General features: G+C 63.0%; 21 protein-coding genes. 13 read left to right on the top strand and 8 right to left on the bottom strand.

Features of this window, described 5'->3' with window-relative positions; translation table 11 throughout:
• Positions 1-76 precede the first annotated feature (76 nt).
• Positions 77-3,907, bottom strand: coding sequence for a sensor domain-containing protein (locus AC5O5R_RS03295; RefSeq protein WP_494514955.1), 3,831 nt, complete (start codon positions 3,905-3,907; stop codon positions 77-79).
• 247 nt (positions 3,908-4,154) lie between these two features.
• Between AC5O5R_RS03295 and AC5O5R_RS03300 the strand changes: the two genes are divergently transcribed.
• From AC5O5R_RS03300 to gdhA, 3 genes are all read left to right on the top strand, one after another.
• Complete coding sequence (locus AC5O5R_RS03300; protein WP_172229227.1) at positions 4,155-4,556, top strand: hypothetical protein; 402 nt, start codon at positions 4,155-4,157, stop codon at positions 4,554-4,556.
• A 240-nt stretch (positions 4,557-4,796) separates the two neighbouring features.
• Positions 4,797-6,464, top strand: coding sequence for an energy-dependent translational throttle protein EttA (gene ettA, locus AC5O5R_RS03305; RefSeq protein WP_172288127.1), 1,668 nt, complete (start codon positions 4,797-4,799; stop codon positions 6,462-6,464).
• A 221-nt stretch (positions 6,465-6,685) separates the two neighbouring features.
• The gene (gdhA, locus tag AC5O5R_RS03310) at positions 6,686-8,026 is read left to right on the top strand and encodes an NADP-specific glutamate dehydrogenase (protein WP_172232167.1); all 1,341 of its coding nucleotides are present in this window, start codon (positions 6,686-6,688) and stop codon (positions 8,024-8,026) included.
• A 141-nt stretch (positions 8,027-8,167) separates the two neighbouring features.
• On the opposite strand, the gene AC5O5R_RS03315 is transcribed toward gdhA, so the two are convergent.
• The 4 genes from AC5O5R_RS03315 to AC5O5R_RS03330 all read right to left on the bottom strand — a co-directional run bounded on the left by AC5O5R_RS03315 (position 8,168) and on the right by AC5O5R_RS03330 (position 11,724).
• Positions 8,168-8,665, bottom strand: a complete 498-nt coding sequence (locus tag AC5O5R_RS03315) for a GreA/GreB family elongation factor (protein ID WP_172232170.1) — start codon at positions 8,663-8,665, stop codon at positions 8,168-8,170.
• A 67-nt stretch (positions 8,666-8,732) separates the two neighbouring features.
• Positions 8,733-9,089, bottom strand: coding sequence for a hypothetical protein (locus tag AC5O5R_RS03320; protein WP_172232173.1), 357 nt, complete (start codon positions 9,087-9,089; stop codon positions 8,733-8,735).
• A 217-nt stretch (positions 9,090-9,306) separates the two neighbouring features.
• Complete coding sequence (locus AC5O5R_RS03325; protein WP_494514956.1) at positions 9,307-11,160, bottom strand: Lnb N-terminal periplasmic domain-containing protein; 1,854 nt, start codon at positions 11,158-11,160, stop codon at positions 9,307-9,309.
• 75 nt (positions 11,161-11,235) lie between these two features.
• The gene (locus AC5O5R_RS03330) at positions 11,236-11,724 is read right to left on the bottom strand and encodes a DUF3015 domain-containing protein (protein ID WP_172233007.1); all 489 of its coding nucleotides are present in this window, start codon (positions 11,722-11,724) and stop codon (positions 11,236-11,238) included.
• Positions 11,725-11,974: 250 nt separating this feature from the next.
• Between AC5O5R_RS03330 and AC5O5R_RS03335 the strand changes: the two genes are divergently transcribed.
• The 5 genes from AC5O5R_RS03335 to bamJ all read left to right on the top strand — a co-directional run bounded on the left by AC5O5R_RS03335 (position 11,975) and on the right by bamJ (position 16,646).
• A complete protein-coding gene (locus AC5O5R_RS03335; RefSeq protein WP_494514957.1) occupies positions 11,975-14,413 on the top strand; it encodes a Lon protease family protein in 2,439 nt (812 codons plus the stop codon).
• 162 nt (positions 14,414-14,575) lie between these two features.
• Positions 14,576-14,914, top strand: a complete 339-nt coding sequence (locus AC5O5R_RS03340; RefSeq protein WP_085673987.1) for a PA4575 family protein — start codon at positions 14,576-14,578, stop codon at positions 14,912-14,914.
• A 107-nt stretch (positions 14,915-15,021) separates the two neighbouring features.
• Positions 15,022-15,510, top strand: coding sequence for a TIGR00645 family protein (locus AC5O5R_RS03345; RefSeq protein WP_016501546.1), 489 nt, complete (start codon positions 15,022-15,024; stop codon positions 15,508-15,510).
• A 127-nt stretch (positions 15,511-15,637) separates the two neighbouring features.
• Positions 15,638-15,943, top strand: a complete 306-nt coding sequence (locus AC5O5R_RS03350) for a DUF6482 family protein (protein ID WP_172228949.1) — start codon at positions 15,638-15,640, stop codon at positions 15,941-15,943.
• An 85-nt stretch (positions 15,944-16,028) separates the two neighbouring features.
• Positions 16,029-16,646: a BamJ family beta-barrel-assembly machinery protein gene (gene bamJ, locus AC5O5R_RS03355; protein ID WP_172228947.1), complete on the top strand. Its 618-nt coding sequence runs from the start codon at positions 16,029-16,031 to the stop codon at positions 16,644-16,646.
• Between the two features lie 107 nt (positions 16,647-16,753).
• Here bamJ and AC5O5R_RS03360 read toward each other — a convergent pair whose 3' ends face one another.
• The 3 genes from AC5O5R_RS03360 to AC5O5R_RS03370 all read right to left on the bottom strand — a co-directional run bounded on the left by AC5O5R_RS03360 (position 16,754) and on the right by AC5O5R_RS03370 (position 18,581).
• Positions 16,754-16,999 (bottom strand): PA4570 family protein, encoded by a 246-nt coding sequence (locus AC5O5R_RS03360; RefSeq protein WP_010951938.1) that lies wholly within the window; start codon positions 16,997-16,999, stop codon positions 16,754-16,756.
• Positions 17,000-17,083: 84 nt separating this feature from the next.
• Positions 17,084-17,425, bottom strand: coding sequence for a zinc ribbon domain-containing protein YjdM (locus tag AC5O5R_RS03365; RefSeq protein ID WP_172228945.1), 342 nt, complete (start codon positions 17,423-17,425; stop codon positions 17,084-17,086).
• A gap of 187 nt (positions 17,426-17,612) precedes the next feature.
• Positions 17,613-18,581: a polyprenyl synthetase family protein gene (locus AC5O5R_RS03370; protein ID WP_172228943.1), complete on the bottom strand. Its 969-nt coding sequence runs from the start codon at positions 18,579-18,581 to the stop codon at positions 17,613-17,615.
• Positions 18,582-18,825: 244 nt separating this feature from the next.
• Between AC5O5R_RS03370 and rplU the strand changes: the two genes are divergently transcribed.
• The 5 genes from rplU (at position 18,826) to AC5O5R_RS03395 (ending at position 22,514) form a co-directional block, all read left to right on the top strand.
• Positions 18,826-19,140, top strand: coding sequence for a 50S ribosomal protein L21 (rplU, locus tag AC5O5R_RS03375; protein WP_003247466.1), 315 nt, complete (start codon positions 18,826-18,828; stop codon positions 19,138-19,140).
• 38 nt (positions 19,141-19,178) lie between these two features.
• Positions 19,179-19,436, top strand: a complete 258-nt coding sequence (rpmA, locus tag AC5O5R_RS03380) for a 50S ribosomal protein L27 (protein ID WP_003247464.1) — start codon at positions 19,179-19,181, stop codon at positions 19,434-19,436.
• A 189-nt stretch (positions 19,437-19,625) separates the two neighbouring features.
• Positions 19,626-20,852 (top strand): Obg family GTPase CgtA, encoded by a 1,227-nt coding sequence (cgtA, locus tag AC5O5R_RS03385; protein WP_172228941.1) that lies wholly within the window; start codon positions 19,626-19,628, stop codon positions 20,850-20,852.
• A gap of 85 nt (positions 20,853-20,937) precedes the next feature.
• Entirely contained in the window at positions 20,938-22,056 is a 1,119-nt protein-coding gene (proB, locus tag AC5O5R_RS03390; protein ID WP_494512074.1) for a glutamate 5-kinase, read from the top strand.
• The gene (locus AC5O5R_RS03395) at positions 22,053-22,514 is read left to right on the top strand and encodes a CreA family protein (RefSeq protein ID WP_172233124.1); all 462 of its coding nucleotides are present in this window, start codon (positions 22,053-22,055) and stop codon (positions 22,512-22,514) included. The genes proB and AC5O5R_RS03395 overlap by 4 nt, the downstream gene beginning before the upstream one ends.
• The last annotated feature ends 104 nt before the right edge of the window (positions 22,515-22,618 follow it).

Below are 22,618 nucleotides of genomic sequence, written 5' to 3' on the forward strand. Positions count from 1 at the left end.
GTACCGCATCAACTTCAATGCCAGCGCGAATCCTGTGGGAGCTGGCTTGCCGGCGATGAGGCCAGTGCAGGCTGCATCAATGGAACATGAACAACGTCTCGTTGGCGAACTGCGCCTCGAACTGATGGGCCGGCATCGGCCGCCCGAACAGGTAGCCCTGCACCTCGTCGCAACCATGCTCACGCAAGAACTCCAGCTGCTCGTGGGTTTCCACGCCCTCGGCGATTACCGCCAGGTTGAGGCTGTGGGCCATGGCGATGATGGCCCGGGCAATCTGGGCATCCTGTTCGCCTTCGGGCAGGCCGTCGACAAAGGTGCGGTCGATCTTCAGCACGTCGATGGGGAACTGCTTGAGGTAGTTGAGCGACGAGTAGCCGGTGCCGAAGTCGTCCACCGCAATGCTCAGGCCGAGGTTTTTCAGGCTGGCCAGAATCTGCAGCGCCTCGTTCACCTCGCGCATCAGGATGCTTTCGGTCAGCTCCAGTTCCAGGCAGGCCGGCGGCAGGCCGCTTTCCTCGAGGATGTTGGCGATACGCGTGCCCAGCTGGCCATCGGAGAACTGCCGCGCCGAGATGTTCACCGACACCTTTGGCACCCGCACCTTGGCTTTGTGCCAGGCCTTGAGCTGGCGACTGGCCTCGCGCAGCACCCAGTCGCCTACGTCCACCACCAGGCCCAGTTCTTCGATCACCGGGATGAAGTCGCCCGGCGGCACCAGGCCGCGGGTCGGGTGGCGCCAGCGCAACAGCGCTTCGGCGCCGGTCAGGCGCTTGCCGTCGCCGCTGAACTGCGGCTGGTAGTAGAGGATGAACTCGTTCTGCTCCATGGCATGGCGCAGGTCGCTTTCCAGCTCCAGGCGTTCCAGGGCACTGGCGTTCATTTCCGCCTGGTAGAACTGGAAGTTGTTCTTGCCGCGTTCCTTGGCGTGGTACATGGCGGTGTCGGCGTTTTTCATCAGCTGGCTCAGCTCGCTGCCATCCTGCGGGCTCAGGGCGATGCCGATACTGGCGGTGACGAAGAACTCGCGGTTCTCCAGCACGAACGGCCGCACCAGGCTGCCGAGAATGCTCTCGGCCACGTGGATGGCGCGGTTCAGTGCCAGTTCGCGGGTGGGGCGCGGTTGCAGTAGCAGGGTGAACTCGTCGCCGCCCATGCGGGCCACGGTGTCGTCGTCGTCCACGCAGGCCAGCAGGCGCAGGGCCATGTCCTTGAGCATGCGGTCGCCTGCAGCATGGCCCAGGGAGTCGTTGATCGGCTTGAAACGGTCCAGGTCGAGGAACATCAGCACCACCCAGGCCCTCTGCCGCTCGGCTTGCTGCAGGGCGTTGTACAGGCGGTCCTGGAACAAGGTGCGGTTGGGCAGGTGGGTGAGGGCGTCGTAGTAGGCCAGGCGGTGGATGCGCTGTTCGCTGGCCTTGCGCTCGCTGATGTCGGTGAAGAAGCACACGTAGCTGGCCAGGTCGCCTTCGTCGTCCAGTACCGCAGTAATGCCCACCCAGGCCGGGTAGTGGTCGCCATCGCGGCGCTTGAGCCATACCTCGCCTTCCCAGCTGCCGCGCTGGTGCAGTTGCTTGACCACATAGCGCAGGTGACCTTCCTGCTGCTGATCGACGGTGAGCATGCCCGGCAGCTGGTCGAGCACCTCGCTGACCGCATAACCACTGACGCGGCTGAACGCCTCGTTGGCCTGGACGATATAACCGGCCGGGTCAGTGATGAGGATGGCCGAGGTGGAGTGTTCGAACACCGTTGCGGCCATGCGCAGGTCTTTTTCCGCGCGGCGTTGCTGGCTGATGTCGCGGCCCACCCCGAGCACGCCTTCAAAGCGCTGGTCATCGTCCCATACCAGCACCAGGCGCAGCTCGATGGGGATCTTGCGGCCGTCGGCACGCAGGCAGTCGAACAGGAACAGCTGGGTCGGCAGCTGGCTGCGCAGCTGGGCCAGCTGGGCCGGGTCGCCCATGGCCGTGCTGACGCGCTCCATCAGGCTGTAGACGCCGGTGAGCTGCGCCGGGTTGGCGATGATCGACTGCCAGCCGTTGGCAAAGATCCAGTCGGCCTGATAGCCGAGCACGTTTTGCACCGAAGGGCTGACATAGTTGAGCTTGAGCAGGCTGTCGGTGGAGAAGATCACGTCGCTGATGCTTTCGGCGAGCATGCGGTAGCGCTGCTCGCTGTCGCGCAGCGACTGGCTGGCCTCGATCTGCACCGTGACGTCCTTGCCCACGCCGATGATGCGCGTTACCAGGCCATCGGCGTCGCGGGTCAGGACCTGCTCGCGGATGTCGTAGCAGCGCCAGCCGCCATCGCGGTGGCGGAAGCGCAATTGGCAGTGCAGCGGCTGGTCATGGCCGCTGTCGCGTTGTTGCTGGCGCAGGGCCTGGTAGTGCGCGGCGTCCTCGGGGTGCAGCAGCAGCTCCCAGAAGCGCTCACCCATCTGCGCAAGCTCGGTCCGGTCGTAGCCCAGGGTCTGGCCGAGGTGGCGGTTGCTGAAGATCATCCGCTGGCTGGCGACGTCCTGCACGTACAGCTGGTCGGGCACGGTGCGCACCACGTCCGACCAGAAGCTTTCACGCTCCAGCAGCGACAGCTCGACCTGTTTGCGGCTGGTGATGTCGCTGATGCTGAGAATCACCGCCTGGTAATCGCGGCGCTGTTCCGGCAGGCGCGCCATCAACCACAGGTGCAGCTCGCCGCCCAGCGGCGCAGGCAGGCGTACTTCCAGCTCCAGCAGCGGGCGTTGTTCGATCAGGGCGTCGATCAGTTGCATGCCAACGCTGTCGCGGCCATCGCCACTGCCATCGATCAGCCGTTGCCAGGCCCCTTCGTGGCACTGGATATTCAGCAACTGCCGCGCCACCTGGTTGACCTCGGTGATCTTCAGCTCCAGCAGCAGCGAGCGGCGCAGGTTCGGGTCCAGGGCCAGGCTGTGCTTGAGTGCGGCGCGGTTGCGCAGGTGGTAACGGTCGAGCTGGCCGGGCAGGCTGGACAGGTCGAGTACGCACAAGGCAACCCCGGTACCTTCGAAAATTTCCTGGTAGCGCCGGCGGTCCTCCTGCAAGGCCCGCTGGCGGCGGCGCATGTTGATCAGGGCCAGCACCGGCAGCAGGGCGCAAAACAGCACCAGGACACATTTGCCGATCAATGCCGGCAGCAGCTTCTGCCGGGTCAGCGTGGCGTCGAACAGGCCACGCAGCTGCCAGGTGCTGTTGTCGATAAAGGCCAGCATCACGCTTTGCAGCGGTTCGTTGCTGGTGTCGGCCGGCGCATGGCGCTGCAGCACTTCGCCGCTGCGGCTGTTCTCCAGCAGCCACAGCGGGTGGCCACTGCCATCCAGGTGCACGGTGAGGGCGCGGTAATAGTCGGGGGACAGGCGCAGCAGCCAGTAGCCGCGGCCCTGTTCGGCGGACTGGCGCAGCAGCAGGTAAAGGGTGCTGTTATCCGCCGAATTGGTGAAGAAGTACGCACGGCCCTGTTTCAGTTCGAGCAACTCGTCAAGCATCTGGCGGTCGGGGCTGCCGGCCAGGCTGTCGGCGCGCACCTGCCCGGCGCTGTCCAGCCAGGCCACGCTCTGCAGGGCGGGCAGGCGCTCGCGCAGGGTGCGGATCACGCTGGGCAGGGCAGCAGGCGTCGGCGCATCGACGTAGGGCTGCATCACGTTCACGGCCTGTTGCGCCTTGAACGCCATGTTCAGGCTCAGGTGATCGGCCAGTTCGGCGCTGGCGTCCAGGCTCTGTTTGCGCAGGTCGGCCTGGGTGTGGTTGAACTGGGCGAACAGCTGCCACAGCAGCAACCCCAGCAGGATCAAGGCCAGCAGCGCCAGGGCACCCTTGATCGACCCGCGCAGCGAAGCAGCGGGCGCCTGTGGCGCGGAACGCAGTGACGACGGATGAGTAAGGTTGGTCAAGCGTTGAACCTGCGATTGGGCTGGCGATGGCAGGGATGGATCATGCACGGGGTGTGCCGGTGTCTGGCTGCCGGACCGTGGTGGCGCACTATAAGGCCGGACACCCGAAACGGGCTAGCATGCCTAGGATTATGGCAAAGTGCCAGCCGTGTTGACCGATGGTGACTGCCCGGTGGTTCGGCAAGCCCCTGCAAGCTGTGCGAGAATAGCCGCCGCTTCAATGACCACGCACCGGAGATGTTCGCTTTTGGTTACTCACTTTTCCTCCAATGGCCTCGATTCCGCCTGCGGGCGCAGCAGTCAGACCCTTGTCAGTACTGCCGTGACCGAGGACGTATCCTGCAAGTCCTGCCAGCGCACGCTGAGCAAGCCCGAGTCGGCGGCTGCCGGCAAGAACAAGACCCCTTCGCTGGCTGAACTGCGCAAGACCGCCCAGGCGGCAGAGCCCGCTGTTGCAATGGCTGCTGGCAAGCCGGCTGCCAAGGTTGTCGGCACGGCGCCTGCGGCCGCCAGGCCGGCCCAGGTGGCCGAGCAGCAACCTGCGCGCAGCGCCGGCTTCAGCGTGAAATCCGCCTGGGCATCGCGCCTGGCCGAGCAGGGCGACCGTTGCCGGTTGCCACGGGGCAAGGCCAGGCAGCGTCACGTCTGAGCCATCCCGGTTGCTGTGCCGGCCCTTTCGCGGCTTTAGCCGCGAAAGGGCCGGCACAGGCAGCAAATTCCTTTCAGGGATCACACTGATCCCGGCCCACCATCGCCACCTCCTATGCAACGCCGTGCGTTGGCGTAGAATGGTCGTCTTTGTCCAATGACATCCCATGTACATATCCCCCTGGCCCCTGCGCCGGGGCGGTCGTCGATGTCTTTACCTATCTGATTAGAGGGCTTGGTTTTGGCTCAATACGTCTACACCATGCATCGGCTGAGCAAAGTCGTGCCGCCGAAGCGGGAAATTCTCAAGAACATTTCCCTGTCGTTCTTCCCGGGCGCCAAGATTGGCGTGCTCGGCCTGAACGGCGCCGGTAAATCGACCCTGCTGCGGATCATGGCGGGCGTCGACAAGGAATTCGACGGCGAAGCCCGTCCGATGCCCGACATCAACGTTGGCTACCTGCCACAGGAACCGCAGCTGGACCCGAACAAGACTGTGCGCGAAGTGGTCGAGGAAGCGGTCAGCGTGATCAAGGATGCCCAGGCGCGCCTGGACGAGGTCTACGCCGCCTACGCCGACCCGGACGCCGACTTCGACAAGCTGGCCGCCGAGCAGGCCAAGCTGGAGTCCATCCTGCAAGCCGCCGACGGCCACAACCTGGAGCGCCAGCTGGACGTCGCTGCCGACGCCCTGCGCCTGCCGGCCTGGGATGCGCGAATCGAGCACCTGTCCGGTGGCGAGAAGCGTCGTGTGGCCCTGTGCCGCCTGCTGCTGTCGGCCCCCGACATGCTGCTGCTCGACGAACCGACCAACCACCTGGACGCCGACTCGGTGGCCTGGCTGGAGCGCTTCCTGCACGACTTCCCGGGCACCGTGGTAGCCATTACCCACGACCGTTACTTCCTCGACAACGTCGCCGGCTGGATCCTCGAACTGGACCGCGGTGCCGGTATCCCGTACGAAGGCAACTACTCGGGCTGGCTGGAAGCCAAGTCGGACCGTCTGGCGCAGGAATCCAAGCAGCAGAGCGCCCACGAAAAGGCCATGAAGGAAGAACTGGAATGGGTGCGCAAAGGCGCCAAGGCCCGCCAGTCCAAATCCAAGGCCCGTCTGCAACGCTTCGAAGAAATGCAGTCGCAGGAATTCCAGAAGCGCAGCGAAACCAACGAGATCTACATCCCGGCCGGCCCACGCCTGGGCGACAAGGTCATCGAGTTCAAGAACGTCTCCAAGGGCTATGGCGATCGCGTGCTGATCGACAACCTGTCGTTCGCCATGCCTAAAGGCGCGATCGTCGGCGTTATCGGCGGTAACGGTGCCGGTAAGTCGACCCTGTTCCGCATGCTGATGGGCAAGGAGCAACCCGACTCGGGCAGCATCGAGATCGGCGAAACCGTGCAGCTGGCCTGCGTCGACCAGAGCCGCGAAGACCTGGACGGTGGCAAGACCGTGTTCCAGCAGGTTTCCGACGGTTCCGACATGATCAAGATCGGCAGCTACGAGATCCCGTCGCGTACGTACGTTGGCCGCTTCAACTTCAAGGGTGGCGACCAGCAGAAGTTCGTCAAGGACCTGTCCGGTGGTGAGCGTGGCCGCCTGCACCTGGCGCTGACCCTGAAGGAGGGCGGTAACGTCCTGCTGCTCGACGAACCGTCCAACGACCTCGACGTCGAAACCCTGCGTTCGCTGGAAGAAGCCCTGCTGGACTTCCCTGGTGCCGCGATCGTGATCTCTCACGACCGGTGGTTCCTGGACCGTGTGGCTACCCACATCCTGGCCTACGAAGACGACTCGAACGTGGTGTTCTTCGAGGGCAACTACACCGAGTACGAAGCAGACCGCAAGAAGCGCCTGGGCGATGCTGCTGCCCAGCCGCACCGTGTACGGCACAAGAAACTGGCCCAGTAAGCCGGTTTACTGATGCACAGGAATGGGGCCCACGGTGGCCCCATTTTTGTGCCTGGCTGAAACAAGCCTGCGCCTATATAGGGGGTCTTTTTGTATACACTTATATAAAACGCACCAAATAATTTCAAAAAAACGACATCTCGCCCTATTCCAGTGCAATTGCTTCTTGGTACATTCCTGAAAAAACCAATAAGTCCAAACCCTTCGGTGAGATGTCTACCATGATCGAATCTGTCGACAATTTCCTTGCGCGCCTCCAGCAGCGTGACCCAGGCCAACCCGAATTCCACCAGGCGGTGGAAGAGGTGCTGCGCACCCTGTGGCCGTTCCTCGAAGCCAACCCTCACTACCTGCAATCGGGCATCCTCGAGCGCATGGTCGAGCCCGAGCGTGCGGTACTGTTCCGTGTGTCCTGGGTAGATGACCACGGCAAGGTGCAGGTCAACCGGGGCTACCGCATCCAGATGAGCAGCGCCATCGGCCCATACAAGGGCGGCCTGCGCTTCCACCCGTCGGTGAACCTCAGCGTACTGAAGTTCCTGGCCTTCGAGCAGGTATTCAAGAACTCCCTGACCTCGCTGCCCATGGGTGGCGGCAAGGGCGGCTCGGACTTCGACCCGAAAGGCAAGAGCGACGCCGAAGTGATGCGCTTCTGCCAGGCGTTCATGAGCGAGCTGTACCGCCACATCGGCGCCGACTGCGACGTACCGGCCGGTGACATTGGCGTGGGTGCCCGCGAAATCGGCTTCATGTTCGGCCAGTACAAGCGCCTGGCCAACCAGTTCACTTCGGTGCTGACCGGCAAGGGCATGACCTACGGCGGCAGCCTGATCCGCCCGGAAGCCACCGGCTACGGTTGCGTGTACTTCGCCGAAGAAATGCTCAAGCGCCAGGACAAGCGCATCGACGGTCGCCGGGTGGCAATTTCCGGTTCCGGCAATGTCGCCCAGTACGCTGCGCGCAAGGTCATGGACCTGGGCGGCAAGGTGATTTCGCTGTCCGACTCCGAAGGCACCCTGTACGCCGAAGCCGGCCTGACCGACGCCCAGTGGGATGCGGTCATGGACCTGAAAAACGTCAAGCGTGGCCGTATCAGCGAGCTGGCCGGGCAGTTCGGCCTGGAGTTCCGCAAAGGCGAGACGCCGTGGAGCCTGCCCTGCGATATCGCCCTGCCGTGCGCCACGCAGAACGAGCTGGACGCCGAAGACGCCCATACCCTGCTGCGCAATGGCTGCATCTGCGTGGCCGAAGGTGCCAACATGCCGACCACCCTGGCGGCTGTGGATATCTTCCTGGACGCCGGCATCCTCTATGCGCCGGGCAAGGCTTCCAACGCCGGTGGCGTGGCCGTGTCGGGCCTGGAAATGTCCCAGAACGCCATGCGCCTGCTGTGGACTGCCGGTGAAGTGGACAGCAAGCTGCACAACATCATGCAGTCGATTCACCATGCCTGCGTGCACTACGGTGAAGAGGCCGATGGCCGTATCAACTACGTGAAAGGCGCGAACATCGCCGGCTTCGTGAAAGTGGCCGATGCGATGCTGGCGCAGGGCGTGGTCTGATTCGCGATTCCTGGGGCCGCTTTGCGGCCCTTTCGCGACACAAGGCCGCTCCTACAAGCGATCGCGAGCAGTCAGTCTGTCGCGGTCCGCTGTAGGAGCGGCCTTGTGTCGCGATGGGCTGCAAAGCAGCCCCCTGGGACCTCAATCTCCACCCAAAACCTCAAGCACTTCTATCACCTGCTCTCCCACAGGCCGCCGCCACACCACCTCGTCCCCAGGCCCGGCACCCAGCAACGCCCGCCCCAGCGGCGACCCCCAGTTGATCAGCCCGCGCCCCGCATCGGCTTCATCCTCGCCCACCAGTTGCACCACATGCTCCTGGTCCTGGGCATCGACAAACCGCACCCGGCTACCAATCTGCACCTTGCTGCCCGACGTCGCAGCCGGCACCCGCTGGGCGCTCTGCAACCGCGCATTGAAGTAACGCAGGTCGCGCTCGATATCGGCCAGGCGCTGCTTGTCGCCACGCTCGCCCTGCGCCTGCAGTTCGCTGCGCAAGGCATTCAGCCCGGCCACCCGTTCCTGCAGCTGGCGCAGGCCGCTGGCGGTCACGTAGTTGGGTTGTTCGCTGACACGCCGCTCAACCGGTTGGTCGGCCTGGGCGGCGGCCTGGTCTTCGTTGACGAATGCTCGGCTCATGGCGGGCCTCCTTGTGCAGGTGACCATGATCGCAGGCCGGCAGTTTCAACGGATGTCCGTTTGCGACTCAGTCGTGGCGATAGGCCTTGGCGGCGCCACGGTCCTTCTCCTGCTCCCACTCGCGGTCGCGCTGGTCCCAGAAGCGTTCGTGATACTGGCGCTGCTCTTCGCTGTTCTGCATGGCGTGGCACTGGCGGAAGCCGTCATCCCAGCCGGTTTCGTACTGGCGTTCGTGCAGGTAACGCGGCACGTCCTTGCGGAAGTTGCCCACCATCAGCCCGGCCGCCTGGCGACCGCTGCCGCAGCCGTCCTGGAAGCCGTCGGCATAGGCGGGAGGGTAACCGTGCTCGACCATCTGCTGATGGGTGGTTTCGCAACCTGACAACAACAACGCGATGCACACGCCGAACCAGTACCGCGACATGACTACAAGACCCTCCAGTTGATGAGAGAGAGTCTAGGTGGCGAGTTGTCGGGGAGGTGTCAAAACAGTGTCAAAGACTCGGTTGGATCACACTGTTGCCTGTACCTGCCCTATCGCCGGCCAGTTCCCACATGTACTGCACCGGCCCGGCAGGCCGAGGTTATCCTGTGGGAGCTGGCTTGCCGGCGATGAGGCCCGTGCAGGCAACCGGCAACTTTCAGTAGTGATACCACTTCAGCTCCAGCATCACCTCGTTCTGCGCCGTGGCCAGGTGGCTGAATTCCCGCGAAGCGCTCAACCTCAGCCCCAGGTTCTGGCTGATCTCCCACTGCTGGTTCAGGCTCACACTGCGCCGCACCTCGCCATTGGTGAAATAATCGCCCTTGGCCTCCAGCGTCATGTTGCCCAGCCCGTTGCGCCACAACAGCCCGCCATTGAAGCCCGCCGCCGGGGCGATGAACTGGGCGAAGTCGTTGTGATGCTCGACCCGCACCGTACCCAGGGCAAAGCCCAGCAACCCGTCAGCCAATTGCCAGGTACCGCCAGCCCCACCGTTGACGTGGCTTACCAGCACCTCGTCATCATGCTTGCCCGGCACCCGCTCCAGGCCACCGGCTACTTGCCATGACCAGGGTTTGAGCAGCTCGTTGCGGGGTGTCAGCGAGCGGATGGTGGCCAGGTCCAGGCGCTGCACCTGCCAGTCGTTGCCTTCGTACTGGCGCACCTTCAGCTGCAGGATCTCGATCTGCGCACCCAGCGGGAAGCCATAGGCGTTGTCATTCAGATCGTGGTACGCCATGCGCAGGCCGTATTCGGCGTAGGCACGGTCCTCACGTGTGCCCACGCCCAGCTGCCAGGTGCGTGAGTCGTGGCCATCCTCGGGCAGGCCGGGGCGTTCGATCTGCAGCGGTGGTGGCGGGTTGCTGTTGATCGCCCGCAGCAACTCGAAGCTGCGCCCGGCGCGCGCAGGGTCGCGTTCCTGGCCGTTGGCGCGGTAGCGCTCCAGGCGGTAGGCGGCGTCCTGTACCAGGGCTTGGCGCTCGCGGGGCAGGGCCTTGAACTCAGCGCTTTGCAGGCGCTTGGTGTCGGCGCTCACCGCCAGTACCTGCTGTTTTTCGTCATGGTCCAGCGGCTCGGCACGCGCCAGTAGCTCGCGCTCGCGTGACGGGCGATACGTTTCGCTGGCGACCAGGCCGGACTGCTTCACCGCCTTCACCGTGTCGGTGGGGATGGCAGTCAGCGGAAACTGCGAGGTCAGGTCCAGGCTGGGGCGGGCCACCTGCAGCAGCTCCAGCAAACGATACGAGCAGTTCTCGTCGAAGAAGAAGTAGTCGAACTGGATCTGCTTCAGTTCCCACACATGTTCGACCATGCGCCCGGTTTCTTCGGGGGTAAGGTCCAGCTGGTACTCCCACAGGTCGCGGTTTTCCAGGCTGCGGTATTCGGATAGTTTTTCCTGGTAGGGCATCAGCGCGAACAGCCCCGGGTAGCCACCCATCAGGCCTTTCCAGGCATACAGGATGCTGTTGTCGCTGCCTTCGATGTACGCGCCAAAGTTGATTGCATAGCTGAGCAGCGTGGTGTCGTCGCTGCGGGTGCTTGACTGGTCGATGCGCAGCAGGGTGTGGCCGAACATCGATGACGGGCTGTTCAGGTAGGCCGCCGGAAAGATCAGCGCCGCACTGTGCGGATCGATCGACTGGTACCAGGTCTTGAATTCCTGGCAGTCCGGCTGCGGCAGGTCTTGCAGATCAAGCTGCTCGCGCAGCCAGCGGGTGCGCGCCGGGAACACGCACTGGGCGTGTTTGTCGCCCAGGCTGGCCGGTTGGTACAGCGCCTGGACCGTGGCTTGCAGCTCCTGGTCGGGGTGGTGCGCGCCATCCTCGGCGAGGAAGAACGCGTCGTCGTCCACATAGCTGCGCCAGCCGCCTAGCTTGGCGGTTTCATAATGGCCCAGGGCAATCCAGTAAGGGGTATTGGCCAGTTGCTGGACACGGCCTTGGTCCAGCACCGGTGCAGCATGAACAGGGGCGCAAGCGATCAGCGCCAGGGAAGCGAGGCGTTTGAGCATATCGGGCAACTACTTCTTGACGATGCCGAAAGAAAGGCGAAACCCGCCCCAGCGCTGGGGCGGGAACAGCTGCGCTTAGGCCTCTGTTGCGTATTTGGCCAGGCGTGGGTCGGTTTTCAGGACAGCCAGGGTGTTGCTGTGCACGGTTTCGGCCGTGACATCGGCGCTGGTGAAGATCTGGTTGAAATGCTGGTGAGCCACCGACTCGAAGTAGCCGCGGTCTTCCGGCGCCACACCCAGTACCACGGCATAGGTGGTCAAGGCTTCGCCCTGGCCCATGGCCATGTCTTCCGACAGCTCGTTCATCATGCCATTCATGGCGAACCAGGACTTGCCGCCATAAGTCAGCGAAGCCTTGGTCGAGCAGCCGTTGGTGCCGGAGGTCATACCGAAGGTGGCGTTACCGGAGGTGCCGTTGGTGGTGGAAGCCAGGAAGTGTGCCGGCGTACCGCGCTGGCCTTCGAACAGCATGTTGCCCCAACCGCAGTTCGGGCCGCCTGGCGCTTCGGCCATGGCGTTCAGCGAGACCACGGTGAACAGAGTACCCAGAAGAATCCGTTTCATAGCATTTGTTCTCTTTGTCTTAACCAAGGGTCAGGGTTTCTGGCAACTCGGTTGCCAGGTCGGGAAAGCATTTCACCCACCCGCGCAGCTTGGAGTTTAGGCACGATCTAAAGGTTGCGTTGTTGATTGCGAAAAATTTGCTGTTACATGACTTGCACCGGCTGCGACATAAAGTCTCGCCGAGCCTTGCAAGGCGCGCGCGGGCAGCGCCAGAATGCTGCGTATCTGCCCGCCGAAGTAAGGAAACCCAATGCCCGATCCTGTCGCTGCGCGCCTGCGTCTCGCGCCTGAAGCCCTGACCCGGCGTTTCTCACCCGAGCAGTTTGCCTTTACCAATACCGACGATCTGGAGCCGTTTCGCGGAGTCCTGGGCCAGGAACGTGCTGTCGAGGCCCTGCAGTTCGGCGTGGCCATGCCCCGCCCTGGTTACAATGTGTATGTGATGGGCGAGCCGGGCACCGGCCGCTTCTCGTTCGTCAAGCGCTACCTGAAGGCCGAAGGCAAGCGCCAGCACACCCCGGCGGACTGGGTGTATGTCAACCACTTCGAAGACAGCCGCGAGCCGCGCGCGCTGGAGTTGCCGTCCGGCAGTGCCGGGGAATTCATCAACGACATGAGCGGGCTGATCGACAACCTGCTGGCCACCTTCCCGGCAGTGTTCGAGCACCCGTCGTACCAGCAGAAGAAGGGTGCCATCGACCGCGCCTTCAACCAGCGTTACGACCGCGCCCTGGATGTGATCGAGCGCGCTTCGCTGGAGAAGGACGTGGCCTTGTACCGCGATGCCAGCAACGTGGCCTTCACCCCGATGGCCGAGGGCAAGGCGCTGGATGAGGCCGAGTTCGCCCAGTTGCCCGAAGCGGTGCGCGAGCAGTTCCACGATGACATCGCCATGCTCGAGGAGCGGCTGAACGAAGAGCTGGCCAGCCTGCCGCAGTGGAAGCGCGAGTCGAACAACCAGCTGCGTCAGCTCAACGAAGAAACCATTACCCTGGCCCTGCAACCTTTGCTGGCGCCGCTGTCGGAAAAGTACGCGGAAAACGCGGCGGTCTGCGCCTACCTGCAATCGGTGCAGCTGAACCTGCTGCGCACCGTGGTCGAGCAACTGGTCGACGACAGCAAGACCGACGCGGTCGCACGCAAACTGCTCGAAGAGCAGTACGCCCCAAGCCTGGTAGTCGGCCACCACGCCGACGGCGGGGCGCCGGTGGTGTTCGAGCCGCACCCGACCTACGACAACCTGTTCGGCCGCATCGAATACAGCACCGACCAGGGCGCGCTTTACACCTCGTACCGCCAGCTGCGCCCGGGCGCATTGCACCGTGCCAATGGCGGATTCCTGATTCTCGAAGCCGAGAAAATGCTCGGCGAGCCATTCGTGTGGGACGCCCTCAAGCGCGCCCTGCAGTCGCGCAAGCTGAAAATGGAGTCGCCCATTGGCGAACTGGGCCGCGTGGCCTCGGTCAGCCTGACACCGCAGATGATTCCGCTGAACGTGAAGCTGATCATCATCGGCTCGCGCCAGCTGTACTACGCGTTGCAGGACCATGACTCGGACTTCCAGGAGATGTTCCGGGTGCTGGTGGACTTCGACGAAGACATGCCCATGGTCGACGAGAACCTGGAGCAGTTCGCCCAACTGTTGCGCACCCGTACCAACGAAGAGGGCATGGCGCCGCTGACCAGCGACGCAGTGGCGCGCCTGGCCACCTACAGCGCCCGCCTGGCAGAGAACCAGTCGCGCCTTTCGGCGCGTATCGGCGACCTTTTCCAGCTGGTCAGCGAGGCCGATTTCATCCGCCAGCTGGCCAGTGACGAAATGACCGACTCCGGCCACATCGAACGGGCGCTCAAGGCCAAGGCCACCCGCACCGGGCGTGTATCGCAACGGGTGCTGGACGACATGCTGGCCGGGATCATCCTGATCGACACCGAAGGCGCGGCCATCGGCAAGTGCAACGGGCTGACGGTGCTGGAAGTAGGCGACTCCGCGTTCGGCATGCCGGCGCGGATCTCCGCCACCGTCTACCCGGGCGGCAGCGGCATCGTCGACATCGAGCGCGAGGTCAACCTCGGCCAGCCAATTCACTCCAAGGGGGTGATGATCCTGACCGGCTACATGGGCAGCCGCTATGCCCAGGAATTCCCGCTGGCGATTTCCGCGAGCATCGCCCTGGAGCAGTCCTACGGCTACGTGGACGGCGACAGCGCCTCGCTGGGTGAAGCCTGCACCCTGATCTCGGCGTTGTCGCGTACGCCGCTCAAGCAATGCTTCGCCATCACAGGTTCCATCAACCAGTTCGGTGAAGTGCAGGCAGTGGGTGGGGTCAACGAGAAGATCGAGGGCTTCTTCCGCCTGTGCGATGCGCGTGGCCTGACCGGCGAGCAAGGGGTGATCATTCCGCGGGCCAACGTGGCCACGCTGATGCTCGACGAGCGTGTGCTGCAGGCGGTGGAGAATGGGATGTTCCACGTCTACGCCGTCAGCCAGGCCGATGAGGCACTGAGCCTGTTGGTGGGCGAGGAAGCCGGTGTGCCGGATGAAAAGGGCCAGTTCACCGAGGGCAGCGTCAACGCCCGGGTGGTGGAGCGCCTGCGCGAAATTGCCGAAATGATCGGTGAGGAAGAAATCGAAAGGGCGGAAAAGGAACGCCTGGAAGAGGTGATTGCCCAGGCCAAGCCGGCCTGAGTCAATAAACCGGCGCTAGCGGCGATGTGCTACCGTTCAGCGCCGGTTTTCCAACTTTCTGCGCGGCTATTCTATGCTGGAACTTAGGACAGTATCAGCGTTCAGGATGGAGACAGCCTGAGTTTTTCGGGCTGAACAAGGCTCTATGGAGGGGACGCGGCCATGCGCAACCTCAGCCTCACACGCCAGTGCCTGGGCCTGGTGACCCGCATCGAATGCAGCATTCGCCCGCTGGCCGGGGACAACGGCATGTGGACCTTGCTGTTCGCCGCCGGCATGGCCGGTGAACAACCTTCCGCGATCAAGGCCCAGGGCCCGTTCCATGGGCCGATGGTGGCCGAATCGGTGCTCAATGCCATTGTCGACAGCCTGACCCTGCATGGGTATCAGGTGGCCGAAGACCCGCAAATCTGGTGTCTGCATCTGCAGGCGCAATTACGGCGGATCAATGGCGAGCGCTGTCGCAACCTTGGGGATTACCAGTTTCATCCTGAGACCTGAACGACTGCCGGGGCTGCCGGGCAGCCCCAACACCGGGCTTTTGCTGTAACAGGTGGCTGGCTATACTCGCCGTCGCTTTTTTAGTCACCTGACGAGTCCCGAACTTCATGGAACGTATTCTCGAAAATGCGATGTATGCCTCGCGCTGGCTGCTCGCACCTATCTACTTTGGCCTGTCCCTCGGCCTGCTGGCCCTGGCGCTGAAATTCTTCCAGGAAGTGGTCCACGTCCTGCCCAATGTCTTTGCCCTGAGCGAGGCGGACCTGATCCTGGTGATCCTGTCGCTGATCGACATGTCGCTGGTGGGCGGCCTGCTGGTGATGGTGATGATTTCCGGCTACGAGAACTTCGTCTCGCAACTGGACATCGACGACAGCAAGGAAAAGCTCAACTGGCTGGGCAAGATGGACTCTTCGTCGCTGAAGATGAAGGTGGCCGCATCGATCGTGGCGATTTCGTCCATTCACCTGCTGCGGGTGTTCATGGATGCGCAGAACATCTCTACCGATTACCTGATGTGGTACGTGATCATCCACATGACCTTCGTGGTGTCGGCGTTCTGCATGGGTTACCTGGACAAGCTGACCAAGCACTGAGCCTGGTCGAAGCTGACACCGCCCGTCCGTTGCAAAACGGACGGGCGGTGTCGTTTCTGGCTTGTGCTTTTGCTCTGCCTGTACAAAAAATGAGCTCTCATGCACGGTTCCCACGCGAGGTGCTCTCATGAACCTGCAGAAGCTCAATGCCGAGGCCAGGGCTGGCCATGTCGACGAACTGAACCTGATCGCCATCGAAGGCGGTGACTACCTGCTCGAGGCCCGGGTAAAAGGCCACGCGCATCCCTTGTCCGATGCCCGTGGGGAACGCCTGCGCGTGCACTCGGTGGAGGAAGCCCGCAAGTTGCTGCAAACCATCCCGTTGGTCTCGATGCACCTGGTCCACTGGTCGGTCCAGGACGAAATGTGCGGCATGGGTTCGCACCCTGAAGAAGACCTGAAGGTGCCGATTTCCCAGCGCTCGGCCTGGTAGCTGCTCGCCGCGCCCCAGTGTGCTAGGCTGCTCGCCCTTTTCATCAAGGGCGCGGCTGCACTGCGCCCTGCAGTGGAGCACGACCATGTCCGAACTCAACCTGTCCACCGACGAAACCCGCGTAAGCTACGGCATCGGCCGCCAGCTGGGCGGCCAGCTGCGCGACAACCCGCCACCGGGCGTTAGCCTGGATGCCATCCTGGCCGGCCTGACCGACGCCTTCAATGGCGCCGACAGCCGCGTCAGCGAAGCCGACCTGTCGGCCAGCTTCAAGGTCATCCGCGACATCATGCAGGCCGAAGCTGCCGCCAAGGCCGAAGCCGCCGCTGGCGCTGGCAAGGAATTCCTGGCTGAAAACGCCAAGCGTGACGGCATCACCACCCTGGCTTCGGGCCTGCAGTTCGAAGTGCTGACCGCTGGCGAAGGCGCCAAGCCGACCCGCGAAGACAACGTGCGCACGCACTACCACGGCACCCTGATCGACGGCACCGTGTTCGACAGCTCCTACGAGCGTGGCCAGCCGGCTGAATTCCCGGTCGGTGGCGTGATTGCTGGCTGGACCGAAGCCCTGCAGCTGATGAACGCTGGCAGCAAATGGCGCCTGTACGTGCCGAGCGAGCTGGCTTACGGCGCCCAAGGCGTTGGCAGCATCCCGCCGCACAGCGTGCTGGTGTTCGACGTCGAGCTGCTCGACGTTCTGTAACACCGCTGGGGCCGCCTTGCGGCCCATTCGCCGGCAAGCCAGCTCCCACAGGCTGCGTTGTACTTGTGGGAGCTGACTTGCCGGCGATGAGGCCGGCCCTGGCAGCCTCAATTCCAGTCTGTTCCCCCAGGGCGCAATGCCCGTGCATAGCAGAACAGAAACAAATTCCGCACCAGCTCCTTGAGCACCCCCGGTTCACTCGAATTCAACCCGCTCATGTCCAGGTCGCCCTGGTCACGCAATTCGTCGAGCGCTTCTTCTTCAAGCACCGCGCACACTTCGCCGGTTTCCCGATGAAGAATGCGCAGGTAGGGGTGAGGGCGTTCCAGCCAGGCGTCGATCAGATAAGTCATGGCTATTCTCCTTGGATAGCAGTTCCAATGAGAATAATTCTTATTATCAAAATAGCAAGCGCCAATTGGCAGAATCTTGAGTAATCAGACTTTGCGTACGAACTCGGACTTCAGCTTCATGGCGCCGATGCCGTCGATTTTGCAATCGATGTCGTGGTCGCCGTCGCACAGGCGGATGTTCTTGACCTTGGTGCCGACCTTGACCACCAGGGACGAGCCTTTGACCTTGAGGTCCTTGATCACGGTGACGGTATCGCCGTCCTGCAGGATGTTGCCGACCGAGTCCTTCTTCACCACCTCATCGCTGGCCGCTTCGGCGTCGCCGCTGGCCGACCACTCGTGGGCGCATTCAGGGCAGATCAGCTGAGCGCCATCCTCATAGGTGTATTCGGAGTTGCATTTCGGGCAGGGCGGCAGAGTGCTCACTTCGGTTCCTCAAACAAACAGACAGGCGGTTAAAGGCCTGCATTGTAAAAGGTATTTTCCCAGAAGTGATTATGTCCGGACAAAAGCATTCGCGGGCTTGCCCGCTTCCACAGGGATAGCACTAACCTCAGCGGCGGTACTCATCCTGTGGGAGCGGGCAAGCCCGCGAAGAGGGCGACTCGCTCTATCAGTGAGTACGGGCTACGGCGAACTCGCTCAGTTCTACCAGCGCATCCCGGTATTCGCTGGCCGGCAGCACTTCCAGGCAGGCAATGGCACGCTTCACGTAATCGCGCGCCAGCTCTGCGGTGTACTGCAGCGCACCCGACTCTTCGACTGCCACGCGAATCTGCTCCAGGTCCTCCAGGCCACCCTTCTGGATGGCCTTGCGCACCAGCGCCGCCTGCTCGGCAGTACCTTCGCGCATGGTGTAGATCAGCGGCAGGGTAGGCTTGCCTTCGGCCAGGTCGTCACCGACGTTCTTGCCCAAGGTCTGCGAGTCACCCTTGTAGTCCAGCAGGTCGTCGACCAGCTGGAAGGCCACGCCCAGGTGGTCACCAAAGGTTCGCAGGGCCTCGCGCTGCTCTTCGCTCGCCCCGGCCAGCGCAGCGGCGCTGTGGGTCGAGGCTTCGAACAGCATGGCGGTCTTGCCGCGGATGACCTCCATGTAGACGTCCTCGGTGGTGCTGGCGTCGCGTACCCGCGACAGCTGCAGCACTTCACCCTCGGCAATCACGCGGGTGGCCTTGGACAGAATCTGCATGACCGGCATCGAGCCCAGTTCGACCATCATTTCGAACGAGCGCGAATAAAGGAAGTCGCCTACCAGTACGCTCGGCGCGTTGCCCCACAGGGCATTGGCGGTGGAGCGGCCACGGCGCATGCCGGACATGTCGACCACGTCGTCGTGCAGCAGGGTGGCGGTGTGCAGGAATTCGATGGTAGCGGCCAGCAGGCGCAGGTCGTCGCCCTCGCGGCCGAGCGCCTTGCCACACAGCAGTACCAGCAGGGGACGCAGGCGCTTGCCACCGGCGGACGTGATATAGTCGCCGATCTTCGATACCAGCGGCACGCGCGAGGTCAGCTGCTTCTTGATGATCTCGTCGACGGCGCTGAAGTCATCAGCCACCGCGCGGTAGAAGGTTTGGGGTTGCATCGGCTGCTCCAATAAGGTTGCGCGGCATGCTAGGTCGCGGGTCCCGGTGTGTCAAGGCGCGGTGCCTGCTGGCCGGGGGCGGTACTTGCAAGCAAAACCCGGGTTGCGTACAATCGCGCACCCTAACTTCCTGGGCAGCACCTGCCTTACGCAATTGCGCCGGGCCGTTCCAGCCCTGTGCAGCCATGCCAGCCAATACTCATCATATAAAGCGCTGGGTGAGCAGGATTATCGGAGAAATACCATGTCTTACGCAGTAATCGTTACCGGCGGCAAGCAGTACAAAGTCGCTGAAGGTGAATTCCTCAAGATCGAGAAGCTGGAAGTCGCCACTGGCGAATCCGTGACTTTCGATCGCGTTCTGCTGGTCGCCAACGGTGAAGAAGTCACCATCGGTGCTCCAGTGGTTGCTGGCGCTAAAGTAGTGGCCGAAGTCGTTTCGCAAGGCCGCCACGACAAGGTTCGCATCATCAAGTTCCGTCGTCGTAAGCACCACATGAAGCGCATGGGCCACCGCCAGTGGTTCACCGAGATCAAAATCACCGGCATCCAGGCTTAATCCCCTAGATCCCCTGAATTTATTTGGAGAATTGAACCATGGCTCACAAGAAGGCTGGTGGTAGTACTCGTAACGGTCGCGACTCAGAATCGAAACGCCTTGGCGTGAAGATGTATGGCGGCCAGGTTATCAAGCCGGGCAACATCATCGTCCGTCAGCGTGGCACCGAATTCCACGCCGGCTACGGCGTTGGCATGGGCAAGGATCACACCTTGTTCGCCAAGATCGAAGGCGTGATCAAGTTCGAGAAGAAAGGCGAGTTCATGCGCCGTTACGTGAGCATCGTCGCCGCTTAATTGCGACGTCGCTCCAGAAGCCCCGTCATGCGACGGGGCTTTTTCGTTTGTGTTGAGCCTCTTGCAAAGCTGTTTGTATGGGCTGCCGGCGTGGGTTTCTTCGGTCGTACGGGGCCGCCGCGCTCATTTTTGCAAGAGCCTCAGGTTTATCAGTATTCAACTCGTCGGAAGGCGAGAGGCGGTTTTTGAATGAAGTTTGTTGACGAAGTATCCATTCGGGTCAAGGCCGGTGACGGCGGCAACGGTTGCATGAGCTTCCGTCGCGAGAAATTCATCGAGAACGGTGGCCCCAACGGGGGTGACGGTGGCGACGGCGGTTCGGTGTACATGGTCGCTGACGAAAACCTCAACACCCTGGTCGACTATCGCTACACCCGTCACCACGAGGCCCAGCGTGGCTCCAACGGTGGCAGTACCGATTGCACCGGCAAGAAGGGTGAAGACCTGTTCCTGCGCGTGCCAGTCGGCACCACCGTGATCGACGCCTCGACCCAGGAAGTGATCGGTGACCTGATCACCCCTGGCCAGAAGCTGATGGTCGCCCAGGGCGGCTGGCACGGCCTGGGTAACACCCGTTTCAAGTCCAGCACCAACCGTGCACCGCGTCAGACCACCCCGGGCAAGCCTGGTGATCAGCGCGACCTGAAAATGGAAATGAAAGTGCTGGCCGACGTCGGTCTGCTGGGCCTGCCGAACGCCGGCAAGAGCACCTTCATCCGCTCGGTCTCGGCTGCCAAGCCGAAAGTGGCGGACTACCCGTTCACCACCCTGGTGCCCAACCTGGGCGTGGTCAGTGTCGACCGCTGGAAGAGCTTCGTCATCGCCGACATCCCCGGCCTGATCGAAGGCGCTTCCGAAGGCGCCGGCCTGGGCATCCGCTTCCTCAAGCACCTGGCGCGTACCCGCGTGCTGCTGCACCTGGTCGACATGGCGCCGCTGGACGAAAGCAGCCCGGCCGACGCCGCCGAAGTCATCGTCAACGAGCTGACCCAGTTCAGCCCGTCGCTGGCCGAGCGTGAGCGTTGGCTGGTGCTGAACAAGGCCGACATGGTCATGGACGACGAGCGTGACGAGCGGGTCAAGGAAGTGGTCGAGCGCCTGCAGTGGGAAGGCCCGGTCTACGTGATTTCGGCCATCTCCAAGCAGGGCACCGAGAAGCTCAGCCACGACCTGATGCGCTACCTCGAAGACCGCGCCGACCGCCTGGCCAACGACCCGGCCTACGCCGAAGAACTGGCCGACCTCGACCAGCGCATCGAAGACGAAGCCCGTGCCCAGCTGCAGGCCCTGGACGACGCCCGTACCCTGCGTCGCACCGGCGTCAAGAGCGTGCACGACATCGGCGACGATGACGCGTGGGACGATGATTTCGAGGACGACGAAGACGGCCCGGAAATCATTTACGTGCGCGACTGACCGGTTGCAGTACACTGAACGCCGCTCTCTGGAGCGGCGTTTTTGTATCTACGGTATCTACAGATTCGACATAGGTTGGAAGACGATGCGAAGCAAGGTGACGGGCGCCAGGCGCTGGGTCGTGAAGATTGGCAGTGCGCTGCTGACCGCCGATGGCAAAGGCCTCGACCGCGGTGCCATGGCCGTTTGGGTCGAGCAGATGGTCGCGCTGCGTGAGGCAGGCGTGGAGTTGGTACTGGTCTCCTCCGGGGCCGTGGCTGCCGGCATGAGCCAGCTGGGCTGGACCACGCGACCGAGTGCGATGAACGAGCTGCAGGCCGCTGCATCGCTCGGCCAGATGCGCCTGGTACAGGCCTGGGAGTCGAGCTTCGGCGAGCACGGCAAGCACACTGCGCAGATCCTGCTGACCCACGACGACCTGTCCGACCGCAAGCGTTACCTCAACGCCCGCAGCACCCTGCGCACCCTGGTCGACCTGGGTGTAGTGCCGGTGATCAACGAAAACGACACCGTGGTCACCGACGAAATCCGCTTCGGCGACAACGACACCCTGGCGGCGCTGGTGGCCAACCTGGTCGAAGCCGACCTGCTGGTGATCCTCACCGACCGCGATGGCATGTTTGACGCCGACCCGCGCAACAACCCCGAAGCCCAGCTGATCTACGAGGCTCGTGCCGACGACCCGGCGCTGGACGCGGTGGCCGGCAGTACCGGTGGTGCCCTGGGCCGTGGCGGTATGCAGACCAAGCTGCGTGCCGCGCGCTTGGCTGCCCGTTCCGGTGCTCATACCATCATCATCGGTGGCCGCATCGAGCGCGTGCTGGACCGCCTCAAGGCCGGCGAGCGCCTGGGGACCCTGCTGTCGCCCGAGCGCGGCATGTTGGCTGCACGCAAGCAGTGGCTGGCCGGTCACCTGCAAACCCGCGGCACGCTGGTGCTGGATGCCGGTGCCGTGCAGGCGCTGCGTGAGGCCAACAAGAGCTTGTTGCCGGTGGGTGTGAAAACCGTGCAGGGCAGCTTCCGCCGTGGCGAGATGGTGGTGTGCGTTGGCCCGGACGGTATTGAAGTGGCTCGCGGGCTGGCCAACTACAGCGCCCTGGAGGCGCAGAAGATCATTGGTCAGTCGTCCGCTACCATCGAGTCGATCCTCGGCTATAGCGCCGAGCCTGAGCTGGTACACCGCGACAATCTGGTGCTGGTATGAAGCTGCTGAAGAGGGCGCTTGCCCTGGCGTTGTTCGCGCTGCCAGTAGTGGCCGGGGCTGAGGAAATCGGCCAGGTGTCCACTGTGTTCAAGTTCCTCGGGCCGAACGACCGGATTGTGGTCGAAGCGTTCGACGACCCCAAGGTCGAGGGTGTGACCTGCTACCTGTCGCGGGCCAAGACCGGCGGGGTGAAGGGTGGCCTGGGGCTGGCCGAGGACCGTGCGGAGGCGTCGATTGCCTGTCGCCAGGTCGGGCCGATCAGCTTCAAGGGTGAGCTCAAGGATGGCGATGAGGTGTTCAAGGAACGCACCTCGCTGGTGTTCAAGACCATGCAGGTGGTGAGGTTCCTCGACAAGAAGCGCAATACCCTGGTGTACCTGGTGTACAGCGACCGCATTGTCGAAGGCAGCCCGCAGAATGCGGTGACTGCGATTCCGATCCTGCCTTGGGCTCATTGATAGCCAGGTAGATTGCCGGGAGGCCTTTGGCCTCCATTCGCCGGCAAGCCAGCTCCCACAAGTACTGCGCAGATCTTGAAACTTGTGCATTACCTGTGGGAGCT

The organism is Pseudomonas sp. 8_5_2 (genome assembly GCF_059295255.1).